Source organism: Burkholderia sp. 22088, from assembly GCF_052045915.1.
Lineage (GTDB): Bacteria > Pseudomonadota > Gammaproteobacteria > Burkholderiales > Burkholderiaceae > Burkholderia > Burkholderia cepacia.
On sequence record NZ_JBQEPY010000021.1, the window covers coordinates 113,591 to 124,354 of the forward strand.

The following is a 10,764-nucleotide window of genomic DNA, read 5'->3' on the forward strand; positions in this document are numbered from 1 at the left end:
GAGATGAACCAGCAAACGGCTGCGGCCCAAGCGAGCGGCGCGGAATACGCCGCCGGGACTTCGCTGCTCGACGACATCGTCGAGAAGAGCAAGGTCGCGAAATCCGATTCCGAGCATGCGCGTGCGAAGGACCTGATCGGCGAACTCGTGCACCAGGTGCTCGACGGCACGGTGATCGTGTCGGACAACCTGTCGGCCACGATCGACGCGCGCGTCGCGGAACTCGACCGCCTGATTTCCACGCAGCTTTCCGCGGTGATGCACGCACCGGAATTCCAGCGCCTCGAAAGCACGTGGCGCGGGATGGACTATCTGGTCAAGGAAAGCAACACCGGCCAGACGATCAAGATCAAGGCGCTGCACGCACCGAAGCGCGACCTCGTGCGCGACTTCAAGGGCGCGAGCGAATTCGACCAGAGCGCGCTGTTCAAGAAGGTCTACGAAGAGGAATTCGGCACGTTCGGCGGCTCGCCGTTCGGTGCGCTGATCGGCGATTACGAGATCTCGCGCCAGCCGGAAGACATGTACTTCATCGAGCAGATGTCGCACGTCGCGGCGGCCGCGCATGCGCCGTTCATCGCGTCGGCGTCGCCCGAGCTGCTCGGCCTCGAGTCGTTCTCCGACCTCGGCAAGCCGCGTGATCTCGGCAAGGTGTTCGATACGGTCGAATATGCGAAGTGGAAGTCGTTCCGCGACGCCGAAGATTCCCGCTACGTCGGCCTGACGCTGCCGCGCTTCCTCGGTCGCCTGCCGTTCAATCCGAAGGACGGCCAGACTGCGGAGAACTTCAACTTCGTCGAAGACGTCGACGGCACCGACCACGACAAGTACCTGTGGTGCAACGCCGCGTGGGCGTTCGCTGCGCGCCTGACGGCCGCATTCGACGACTTCGGCTGGTGCGCGGCGATTCGCGGCGTCGAAGGCGGCGGCCTCGTCGAGGACCTGCCGACCCACACGTTCAAGACCGACGACGGTGAAGTCGCGCTGAAGTGCCCGACCGAAATCGCGATCACCGATCGCCGCGAGAAGGAACTGAGCGACCTCGGCTTCATTCCGCTCGTTCATTGCAAGAACTCGGATTACGCTGCGTTTTTCGCCGCGCAATCGGTGCAGAAACCGAAAAAATACAGCACCGACAGCGCGAATGCGAACGCCGTCCTGTCCGCCCAGCTTCAGTACATCTTCTCGGTGTCGCGCGTCGCGCACTACCTGAAGGCGATGATGCGGGACAAGATCGGCAGCTTCGCATCGGCGCAGAACGTGGAGACTTTCCTCAACCGGTGGATTTCGCAGTACGTCCTGCTCGACGACAATGCGTCGCAGGAACAGAAGGCGCAATTCCCGCTGCGCGAGGCATCCATACAAGTGTCGGAGATTCCGGGCAAGCCGGGCTCGTATCGTTCGGTCGCGTTCCTGCGCCCGCACTTTCAGCTCGACGAACTCTCGATTTCTCTGCGACTTGTCGCTGATCTGCCCAAACCGGCAAATTCATAAGCGAGTAAATCGCCCGGGCGGGCCGCCTGGGTAGGACGTTAAAACCACCTCTTTGGGGAGTCGAAGGGCCATGTTACATATGCACTTGCAGTTTGGTAGTCCCGCGGTGAAGGGCGAGTCCGCGGACAAGGACCACCAGGGCTGGATCGAACTGAAATCGTGGGATCACTCGATCGTTCAGCCGCGTTCGGCAACCGCATCGACCGCTGGCGGTCACACGATGACGCGTTGCGAGCACGGCGACATGATTTTCACGAAGGAAATCGATTCGTCGAGCCCGCTGCTGTACCAACACGCTTCGGGCGGTACCACGTTCGACGAGGTGACGGTTCATTTCTCGCGCGCTGACGGTGAAGGCAAGCGCGTGCAGTATCTGGAAGTCAAGCTCAAGTACGTGATCATCTCGAGCATCGCCCCGAGCGTTCGCGAGGAAGGTCTGCCGCTCGAGACGTTCTCGCTGAAATACGCAGCCGTGCAGTGGAAGCAAACCCAGCAGAAGATCGGCGGCAACCAGGGCGGCAACACGCAAGGCGCCTGGAGTCTGACGAAGAACGACAAGACCTACGCGGTCTAAGGTCGGTCGCGGCAACGGGGCGCTCGGCGTCCCGTTGCCGTTTTCGCTGTGAATCAGGGCCTGTTTCCGCTAATAACGGGCTTGCGCTGGCCCCCAGAAGGGCCGAGCGCAAGGATTGCGACGAAGCGAATACTCGACGTATTCGCGAGGAGCGTGACGCGGCGATCGGCCCTTCTGGGGGCCAGCCCCACGAATGATTTTTTCAAACAGGGGAACGTGCGTTGCCGGCCGTATTGCGGCGTCGTTCGTCGCTTGTTTGGCTCGGCCAAACGGCGCTCCTCACTCCTTGCACTACGACCGGCAACACACGTTCGCAAGCCCGTTATTAGCGGAAACAGGCCCTTATGAAACGATTCGAACCCAGTTTTCTCGACAAGCTTTTCGACGACGAACCGCACCTGCCGGCCTCGGCAGCGATGCGGCAATTGTCGCTGGACGAGCTCAAGAACACGGTCGCCCGCGACGTCGAGGCGATCCTCAACACCCGTATCGCCCACACCGAGAACGAGCTGGCCACGCTGCCGGAGTGCCAGAAGTCGGTGCTGACCTACGGGCTGAACGATTTCGCAGGGCTGAGCCTGGCGAGTCATTACGACCGCGCGTTCATCTGCAAGTCGATCCAGCAGGCCATCGCGCGCCACGAGCCGCGCCTGCAGCAGGTGCAGGTGACGTTCGAGCTGAACGAGCAGGCCACCAACGCGCTCTATTTCGCGATCCAGGCGCTGCTCGTCGTGCACCCGGCCGAGGAGCCGGTGAGTTTCGACGCGATGCTGCAGCCGTCGACGCTGCAGTATTCGGTCACGCGCGCACGCGCCGCAAGAATGCAGTAAATCAAGCCGCCGAGCGGGCCGGACCGCCCGGTGATGGTTCAGGGTCCGGCAGGAAATATTGAGGTTCGGGGTCGTCGATGGAAGAATTGCTGCCGTATTACGAGCGCGAATTATCGTTTTTGCGGCGCTATTCGCGAGATTTCGCCGAACGCTATCCGAAGATCGCGGCGCGGCTCGCGCTGTCCGGCGAGCATTGCGAGGATCCGCACGTCGAGCGGATGATCGAGTCGTTCGCGCTGCTCGGCGCGCGCATCAACAAGAAGCTCGACGACGATTACCCCGAATTCACCGAAGCGCTGCTGGAAGTGCTCTATCCGCACTACCTGCGGCCGTTCCCGTCGTGCTCGATCGCGCAGTTCACGCCGGCCTCGCCCGGCCAGCAGACCGAGCCGGTCGTGATCGATCGCGGTACCGAGCTGAAGAGCCGCCCGATCCGCGGCGTGCAGTGCCGGTTCCGCACCGCCTATGACGTGACGCTCGCGCCGATCCGCATCTCGGAAGCGCGCTACACGCCGGTCGCGCTCGCGCCGAGCGCGACGGTGCTGCCGTCGAACGCGACGGGCGTGATCTCGATCACGTTCGAGTCGCTCGCCGCGCAGCTCGATCTCGGTGCGCTGAAGCTGCCGACGCTGCGCGCGCACCTGCACGGCGAGCAGTCGTTCGTCGCCGCGCTGACCGACTGCCTGTTCGTCAACGTGCTCGGCGCGTATGTCGAGCCCGAACGCAACGGCCGCTGGACCGCGTTACGCAAGCTGCCGATCGCGCACGCCGGCTTCGACGAGGACGACGCGCTGATCGACTACCCGGCGAAATCGCATCCCGCGTATCGCCTGCTCACCGAATACTTCGCGTTCCCCGACAAGTTCGATTTCGTCGACTTCGACATCGCGGCGATCGCGCGCGCGACGGGACGCTGCCAGCGGGCGACACTGCATCTCGTGCTGCAGGACGTGCGCAGCGATTCGCACGTCGCGCGGCTGCTCGAGCTGCTGACGGCGAGCCACTTCCGGCTGTTCTGCACGCCGATCGTCAACCTGTTCCGCCAGCACGGCGAGCCGATCCGCATCACGCACCGCGCGGTGTCCTACCCGGTGATCGCCGAGGCGCGGCGCGCGTTCGCATACGAGGTGTACTCGATCGATTCGGTGAAGCTCGTCAGGCAGCAGGCGCACGAGGAATCGGTGATCGAATTCCGGCCGTTCTACTCGCTGCATCACGGCGAATCGGCGCGGATCGGCCATTACTGGTTCGCGCGCCGCAACGACTGGGTCGCGCAGAAGAGCCCCGGTTACGAAACCGAAATCTCGATCGTCGACATCGATTTCGAGCCGACGTCGCCGCAGACCGACACGCTGAGCCTCGATCTCACCTGCACGAACCGCGACCTGCCGGCCATGCTCGCGTTCGGGCTCGAAGGCGGCGACCTGTTCCAGGAAGGCGGCGCGCAGACGAGCGGCATCTCGATGCTGCGCCGCCCGACGCAGAGCGTACGCTTCGAGCGCGGCCGCGCCGCGCACTGGCGGCTCGTGTCGCACCTCGCGCTCAATCACGTGTCGCTGGTCGCGCACGGCCTCGCGCCGCTGAAGGAAATGCTGACACTGTACGACCTGCGGCGCACCGCCGTGTCGATGCGCCAGATCGACGGCCTCGCCGGCGTCGAGCAGCGCGGCGCCGTGCAGTGGCTGCCCGGCAAGCCGTTCGCGACCTTCGTGCGCGGCATCGAGATCCGCCTGACGATCGACGAGGAGCACTTCGTCGGCGCGAGCCTGGCCTCGTTCGTGCGCGTGCTCGACAGCTTCTTCGGGCTGTACGTCCACCTCAACAGTTTCGTTCAACTAGTCGTCGTGTCGAAGCGCACCGGCGAGGAGATCATCCGATGCAAGCCCCGGACCGGCGAATCGATCCTGGCGTAGTCGACGCACTGCTCGACGAACCGCACCGCTTCGAGTTCTTCCAGGCCGTGCGCGTGCTCGAAGGGCTGTTCGCGCGGCAGGCGTCGGATGCGCCCGGCGCGTGGCGGCAGGGCGACGTGGTCGCGCAGCGCATCGAATTCCGCAACACGCTGTCGCTCGGCTTTCCGCCGAGCGAGATCGAAGGTGCGCGCTCGTTCGACGGCGACGGCACGCAACTGAAGACGGACGAGCAGCGCGGCGCCGCGCTCGCGGCCGGCGAACTCGGCCACGTCGAGCTGACGCCCGCGTTCTTCGGGCTGCTTGGCGGGCAGGGCGCGCTGCCGCTGCATTACACCGAGCAGATCATCGCGCGCGAGCACCTGAAGCGCGACCACGCGGCGCGCGCATTCTTCGACGTGTTCTCGAACCGCGCGACCGCGCTGTTCTATGCCGCGTGGAAGAAATACCGGCTGCCGTTCCATTACGAGCTCGATCGCGACGAACGCTATCTGCCGCTGCTGCTCGCGATCGCGGGCGTGCCGAGCGACGAAGTGCGCGACAGCCTCGCGGCCGGCGTGGGCGGTGTGCTCGACGAGGCCGTTGCCGGTTATGCGCTGGCCGCGCGGCACCGGCCGATGTCGGCCGCATACCTGCAGCGCACGCTGTCCGACTATTTCCGCGTGCCGGTGAAGATCGACCAGTTCGTCGGCAAGTGGTACGACGTGCCGCCCGACCAGCTGAGCGTGCTCGGCGAGGTCAACGCGGTGCTCGGCGCGACGGCGCTGGTCGGCGAGCGCGTGTGGCAGCGCGACATGCGCGCGCGGATCGTCGTCGGCCCGCTGTCCAAGCGCGACTACGAAGCATTCCTGCCCGGCGGCGCGCAGGCCATCGCACTGGAGCGGATGCTGACGCTGCTCGCCGGCGTCACGCTCGAATACGAGGTGAAGCTCGTGCTCAAGCGCACCGAGGTCGGCGCGAGCGTGCTCGGCGCCGGCTCGCGGCTCGGCTGGGACGCGTTCCTGTGCACGCGGGACGCGCTCGAGGACCGTTCCGACGCGCGCTACGAACTGCACGTGATTCACTGATTCCGAACGACAACAACACACAATCGAACCTGAGATCGACGCCATGAGCACGCCTCTGAAGACCCTGATCACGAAACTGAACCCGCTGTGCCGCCACGCGACCGAGCGGGCGGCGAGCGCGTGCCTGGCGCGCGGCCACTACGAAGTCGATCTGGAGCACCTGTTCCTCGCGTTGCTCGAGGAGCCGGCGGGTGACCTGCCGCTCGCGCTGCGCGCGAGCCGTGTCGATCCGCATGCGCTGCGCGCCGATCTGGAGCGCGAGCTGACGCGCCTGAAGACCGGCAACACGCGCACGCCGGTGTTCTCCGTGCACCTGATCGCGCTGTTCGAGCAGGCGTGGCTGATCGCGTCGCTCGATTCGCAGCTCGGCCGCATCCGTTCCGGGCACCTGCTGCTCGCGCTGCTGACCGCGCCGGATCTCGCGCAATTCGCGCAGCGGATGTCGTCGCAGTTCGCGGAAGTGAACGTGACGGACCTGAAGCACAAGTTCGACGAAATCATGGCCGGATCGAGCGAGGCCGAACCGCGCCAGGCCGATACGGAAGACGGCGGCCTCGCGCCGGCAGCCGACGGCGCGGCGCCCGCGGCGGGCCCGTCGAAGACGCCCGCGCTCGACACGTACACGACCAACCTCACGCAGCGCGCACGCGACGGCAAGATCGACCCGGTGATCGGCCGCGAAGCCGAGATCCGCCAGGCGATCGACATCCTGATGCGTCGCCGCCAGAACAACCCGATCATGACCGGCGAGGCCGGCGTCGGCAAAACGGCGGTCGTCGAGGGCCTCGCGCTGCGCATCGCGGCCGACGACGTGCCGCCGCCGTTGCGCGGCGTCGCGCTGCACGTGCTCGACATGGGGCTGCTGCAGGCCGGCGCGAGCGTGAAGGGCGAGTTCGAGAATCGCCTGAAGAGCGTGATCGACGAGGTGAAGAAGAGCGCGCACCCGATCATCCTGTTCATCGACGAGGCGCACACGATCATCGGCGCGGGCGGCCAGGCCGGCCAGAACGACGCGGCGAACCTGCTGAAGCCGGCGCTCGCGCGCGGCGAACTGCGCACGATCGCCGCGACGACGTGGAGCGAATACAAGAAGTACTTCGAGAAGGACGCGGCGCTTGCGCGGCGCTTCCAGGTCGTGAAGGTCGAGGAGCCGAGCGAGCCGCTCGCGGCCGCGATGCTGCGCGGAATGTCCGGCCTGATGGAAAAGCATTTCAACGTGCGGATCCTCGACGATGCGATCACCGAGGCCGTGCGTCTGTCGCACCGCTACATCAGTGGCCGTCAGCTGCCGGACAAGGCGATCAGCGTGCTCGACACCGCATGCGCGAAGGTCGCGCTTGCGCACAGCGCGACGCCGGCGGCGATCGACGACACGAAGAAGCGTATCGAGCGGATCGACGCGGAAATCGCGTCGCTGGAGCGCGAGGCGGCCGGCGGCGCGGCGCACGACGAGCGGCTCGGCGAGCTGCGCGGCGCGCGCGACACGGCGCTCGAACAACTGGCGAAGGACGAAGCGCGGTATGAAGCCGAGCGCGCGATCGTCGCCGAGATTACCGAGCTGCGCGACACGCTCGACAAGGCGCGCGGCCCGTCGGAAGACGGCCAGCCGGTCGACGTGCAGGCGACCCGCGACAAGCTCGCCGAGCGCGTCGCGGCGCTGCACGGGCTGCAGGGCGGCGAGCCGATGGTGCCGCTGCAGGTCGACGGCCACGTCGTCGCCGAGATCGTCGCCGCGTGGACGGGCATTCCGCTCGGCCGGATGGTGAAGGACGAGATCGACACTGTGCTGAACCTGCAGCCGCTGCTCACCGCGCGCGTGATCGGCCAGGACCATGCGCTCGACGCGATCGCGCAGCGCGTGCGCACCGCGACCGCGAACCTCGAGGATCCGAACAAGCCGCGCGGCGTGTTCATGTTCGTCGGGCCGTCGGGTGTCGGCAAGACCGAGACGGCGCTTGCGCTGGCCGACATCCTGTACGGCGGCGAGCGCAAGATGGTCACGATCAACATGAGCGAGTACCAGGAAGCGCACAGCGTGTCGGGCCTGAAGGGCTCGCCGCCGGGCTACGTCGGCTACGGTGAAGGCGGCGTGCTGACCGAGGCGGTGCGCCGCAACCCGTATTCGGTCGTGCTGCTCGACGAGGTCGAGAAGGCGCACCCCGACGTGCTCGAGATGTTCTTCCAGGTGTTCGACAAGGGCGCGATGGACGATGCGGAAGGGCGCGAGATCGACTTCCGCAACACGCTGATCATCCTGACGTCGAACGTCGGTTCCGCCGCGGTGATGCAGGCGTGCCTGAACAAGCCGGCCGAGGAACTGCCCGATCCGGATGCCCTTGCCGAGACGCTGCGTCCGCAGCTGTACAAGACGTTCAAGCCCGCGTTCCTCGGGCGGATGAAGGTCGTGCCGTACTACCCGATTTCCGACGACGTGCTGGCCGAGATCATCGAGCTGAAGCTCGAGCGGATCCGCCGCCGGATCGAGGCGAACCACAAGGCGGCGTTCGAATGGGACGAGTCGCTCGTCGACGCGGTGCTCGCGCGCTGCACCGAAGTCGATTCGGGCGCCCGCAACGTCGACCATATCCTGAACGGCACGCTGCTGCCGGAGATCGCGGGCCACGTGCTCGGCCGGATCGCCGACGGCGCGGCCATCGCGCGCATCGCGGTGCGCGCGGACGAGGCCGGCGAATTCACGTACACCGTCGAATGAGCGCGGCCGCGCATCACCCAGCATTGATGAACTGAAACCATGCCGATCAATCTCCCCGAGCTGCTGACGCCGATCAGCGATGCGTCGCCCAGCGGCGACGACCTGCTGTTTTCGAACGAATTCGACGCGATCCAGGACGCGCGGCGCTACGACGATCCGACGCTCGACCAGGGCGAATGGGTGACCGAGATCAAGGAGGCCGACTGGGGCTTCGTCGTCGATCACGCGGGCGAGCTGCTGCGCACGCGCACGAAGGACCTGCGGCTCGCCGTATGGCTGACCGAGGCGCTCGCGCTCGAGGACGGCATCACCGGCCTCACCGAAGGCTATGCGCTGCTCGAGGGCCTGTGCCGCGACTTCTGGGACACCGTGCACCCGCTGCCCGAAGACGACGACATCGAGCACCGGCTCGGCAACGTCGCGTGGCTGTCCGGCCGCACGGCGGAGCTGCTGCGCGCGGTGCCATTGACGGACGGCGCGTCGAACGCGTTCAGCACGCTCGACTGGGAAGTGGCGCAGCACGTCGCGCAGGCCATCAAGCGCGACCCCGAACACGCGGACGACATCGCACGCGGCAAGCCGTCGATCGAGCAGATCGATTCGTCGCGGCGCGTGACGTCGATCGCGTTCTACACGGCGCTGCTCGCGAACCTGAAGGCGTTCGAATTCGCGCTCGATGCGTTCGAGGAGCGGCTCGTCGAGCGCGCGGGCGATTCGGCGCCGAGCTTCCGGCAGGCGCGCGACGCGTTCGAGACCGTGTACCGGCTCGCCGAGCGCTTTGCGCGCGAGCAGGGTTATACGGGCAGCGCGCCGCACACGCAGTCGGCACCGCAGGCGCAACCCGAGCGCATCGAGCCGGTGTTCGGCAACCCGATTCAGACCGAGGAGACTCACGTGCAGCCGCAGCCCGTTCCGCGCGCCCCGGTGACGCAGATGATCGCCGGCATCCAGAACCGTGCGCAGGCCGTCGACCAGTTGCGCGCGGTCGCCCGCTATTTCCGGCAGACCGAGCCGCACAGCCCGGTCGCGTATCTCGCCGACAAGGCGGCCGAATGGGCCGACATGCCGCTGCACAAGTGGCTCGAGAGCGTCGTGAAGGACGACGGCTCGCTGTCGCATATTCGCGAACTGCTGGGCGTGAGGCCGGACGAGCAGTCGTAAACGCGAAACGGGCGGCGCATCGCTGCCGCCGCCCGTCGCCTGCCGGGCCGCTCCGTACGAAGCGGCCCGTGACATCCCTCTACGCTTACTGCCCCACCCGGAACTCGATCCGTCGATTCCGCGCCCGCCCGTCTGCCGTGTCGTTCGGCGCGATCGGCTGATCCGGCCCGACGCCCGTCGTCGTCATCTGCTGCGGCGGGATGCTCTTCGTGATCAGGTAACCCTTCACCGCATCCGCGCGCGCCTGGCTGAGCGCGATGTTCGACGTGCGGTTCCCCGAGTTGTCGGTGTGGCCGATGATGTCGACCGTGCGGTTCTGCATCTTCGCGAGCGCGGCCGCCATCTGGTCGAGGATCAGCTTGCCCTGCGGCGTGAGCGTTGCGCTGCCCGTTTCGAACTCGATCGTCCGGTTCGCGAGCGTCTGGTCGAGCACGCCCTGTTCGGACGCCGATACGCGCAGCCCGTTCCTGATCGTATACGTCGGGTTCAGCGTGTTCGCCATGTCGCTCGCGAGCTGCTGGCGCTGCGCTTCGTTGTGCACCTCGCCCTTCATCTCGATCTGCGTGCCGTTGATCTTCAACTGCCCCTTGCTGATCTGCTTGAGCTGCGCGCCGAGCAGCTTCTGCACGTTCGCGCTCCAGTTCGGCGGCGTCGCGACGTCGCCGACCTCGATCTGGTCGACGACGTTCGTCGCGCCGTAGGTGTCGCGCAGCTTCTGCAGCACGGCGGCCTTGGTCGCCTCGTCGGGCACCTTGCCGCCGACGACCACCTGGCCGGGCGTCGCGGCCGCGGGCGGCGGCGTGATGGTGCTCGCGGTGCCGGCCGTGCCGTGCACGACGGCGCCTGACGCCGTCCCCGGTGCGGCACCGGTGTTCGCGGGCAGCGCGGTCGTCGCGACCGTGCCGTTGCCGACCGGCGTGACCGTCGCGCCCGTGTTCTGCGCGAAGGCCGTGCCGCTGCCGATGAACAGGCCCGAGGCGAGGAGGGCGGCGAGGACGTGATTCATGCGATGCAT

8 protein-coding genes are annotated in these 10,764 nt (G+C 66.7%); 7 read left to right on the plus strand and 1 reads right to left on the minus strand.

The window, feature by feature from the left end; all coding sequences use genetic code 11:
- Positions 1 to 3: 3 nt before the first annotated feature.
- The 7 genes from tssC (at position 4) to tssA (ending at position 9,749) form a co-directional block, all read left to right on the plus strand.
- Positions 4 to 1,494, plus strand: a complete 1,491-nt coding sequence (gene tssC / locus ACTJLD_RS33590) for a type VI secretion system contractile sheath large subunit (protein WP_006477094.1) — start codon at positions 4 to 6, stop codon at positions 1,492 to 1,494.
- 70 nt (positions 1,495 to 1,564) lie between these two features.
- A complete protein-coding gene (locus ACTJLD_RS33595; RefSeq protein ID WP_006477093.1) occupies positions 1,565 to 2,068 on the plus strand; it encodes an Hcp family type VI secretion system effector in 504 nt (167 codons plus the stop codon).
- A gap of 344 nt (positions 2,069 to 2,412) precedes the next feature.
- Positions 2,413 to 2,898: a type VI secretion system baseplate subunit TssE gene (gene tssE / locus ACTJLD_RS33600; protein ID WP_021161818.1), complete on the plus strand. Its 486-nt coding sequence runs from the start codon at positions 2,413 to 2,415 to the stop codon at positions 2,896 to 2,898.
- Between the two features lie 77 nt (positions 2,899 to 2,975).
- Positions 2,976 to 4,811 carry a type VI secretion system baseplate subunit TssF gene (tssF, locus tag ACTJLD_RS33605; RefSeq protein WP_021161817.1) on the plus strand — a complete coding sequence of 612 codons (1,836 nt, stop codon included), beginning with the start codon at positions 2,976 to 2,978 and terminating at the stop codon, positions 4,809 to 4,811.
- Positions 4,775 to 5,875 carry a type VI secretion system baseplate subunit TssG gene (gene tssG, locus ACTJLD_RS33610; protein WP_048023630.1) on the plus strand — a complete coding sequence of 367 codons (1,101 nt, stop codon included), beginning with the start codon at positions 4,775 to 4,777 and terminating at the stop codon, positions 5,873 to 5,875. The genes tssF and tssG overlap by 37 nt, the downstream gene beginning before the upstream one ends.
- Before the next feature lie 43 nt (positions 5,876 to 5,918).
- Entirely contained in the window at positions 5,919 to 8,588 is a 2,670-nt protein-coding gene (gene tssH / locus ACTJLD_RS33615; RefSeq protein ID WP_301826858.1) for a type VI secretion system ATPase TssH, read from the plus strand.
- Positions 8,589 to 8,627: 39 nt separating this feature from the next.
- Complete coding sequence (tssA, locus tag ACTJLD_RS33620; protein ID WP_059699704.1) at positions 8,628 to 9,749, plus strand: type VI secretion system protein TssA; 1,122 nt, start codon at positions 8,628 to 8,630, stop codon at positions 9,747 to 9,749.
- 85 nt (positions 9,750 to 9,834) lie between these two features.
- Here the strand turns inward: tssA and ACTJLD_RS33625 are convergent, their stop codons facing one another.
- Complete coding sequence (locus ACTJLD_RS33625) at positions 9,835 to 10,764, minus strand: OmpA family protein (RefSeq protein WP_059688450.1); 930 nt, start codon at positions 10,762 to 10,764, stop codon at positions 9,835 to 9,837.